This is a genomic window from Exiguobacterium sp. s149, assembly GCF_018618395.1.
Classification (GTDB): domain Bacteria; phylum Bacillota; class Bacilli; order Exiguobacteriales; family Exiguobacteriaceae; genus Exiguobacterium; species Exiguobacterium chiriqhucha.
Map to the genome: position 1 here is coordinate 1 of NZ_JACSLZ010000023.1, position 1292 is coordinate 1292.

1 protein-coding gene is annotated in these 1292 nt (G+C 45.1%); it reads right to left on the reverse strand.

The window, feature by feature from the left end; translation table 11 throughout:
- Nucleotides 1-42: 42 nt before the first annotated feature.
- Nucleotides 43-1205, reverse strand: a protein-coding gene (locus KNP81_RS15070) for an IS3 family transposase (protein WP_214720508.1) whose coding sequence is annotated in 2 segments (ribosomal slippage) — nt 43-929 and nt 929-1205 — 1164 coding nt in all. Because the reading frame shifts where the segments join, the coding sequence is not laid out codon by codon here.
- Nucleotides 1206-1292: the final 87 nt, after the last annotated feature.

The window sequence follows — 1292 nt, forward strand, 5'->3', positions numbered from 1 at the left end:
TAGACTGACCTAGCTATATGAGACACTAATAAAAACACCTTATTAGGCTGCCACCACACCATATTTTATCGGTGTGAGGTAGCCTAATTTTTCTTGGATACGCTCTTCGTTATAGTAAGTTAAGTAATGGTCCACCCGCTTACGCACTTCATGGTCACTTAACGAGTTGAACTTGACGTACTGGAATTCCTCAGACTTCAAATTCGAATGAAACGATTCAATCACCGCATTATCCCAACAGTTGCCTCTTCGGGACATGCTGCTCGTCATATGATTCCTCTTGACCAAATCTTGAAAGGCATATGATGTATAGACACTTCCTTGATCCGAATGGATGATGATCCCTTCGGGATTGTTCCGACTCTCCAACGCCATCTTTAACGTATCGATGACGAGGGGCGTCTGTTGATGCTCGTATAGCTTATAGGCAACGATTTCATTGTTGAATAGGTCGATGATTGTGGAGAGGTACTTCGTCGTGCTCCCGTATTGGATATAGGTGATGTCCGTCACCCACTTCTTATTCGGTTCACTGGCCGTGAAGTCTCGCTTGAGAAGGTCAGGTGCGATGATGATGCTCTCGCCCTGAGACTTCCATTTCCGTTTAGGCTTGATCCGACACTGGAGATGGTGCTTCTGCATGATTCTTTGTACGGTGTTCCGGTTAGCCGCAAATTCATAGGTTTGCTCTAACAGGGCTTTTATCTTTCGATGTCCATATCGATACTTCGTAAGCTTACACACTTCGATGACTGTTTGCTCCAGCACCGAAGGTTGCTTCACCGGTTCTTTGACCCAACGGTAATAGGTTGCCCGTGGCACGTCTAGGACACGTAGGATGGTCGTGACCGTATATTTGCTCTTCAGGCGCTCTACAGTCTTTAACGCTATTTCTTTTTCAACTCTCTTTCGATCTCCATGAATTTTTTTAAGATGTCGTTCTCCGTCTTCAGGTGGGATAGTTGACGCTCTCTCTTGTCATCCTCACTGGCGGAATCAGGACCGAGTCCATAGGTGTATTGCTTCCCGATGGGCTGGTCAAATCGATAGATTTCATTGGACCGATACCATCTCATCCATGTGTGGATCTGTGATTCGTTTTTGATCCCGTGTTTCTCCATGATCTCTCTAGTCGTCAACTCACCGCTCAGTTTGTCTTTCACCACTGCCCATTTCACTTCACTTGAATATACGTTTTTGCCCACGCAAAAACACCTCCGATGCTAGCACTTTTTTTAAGTGTACCACTGCGAAGGTGTTTTTATATTGTCTCAAAAATTTAGGTTAGCCCA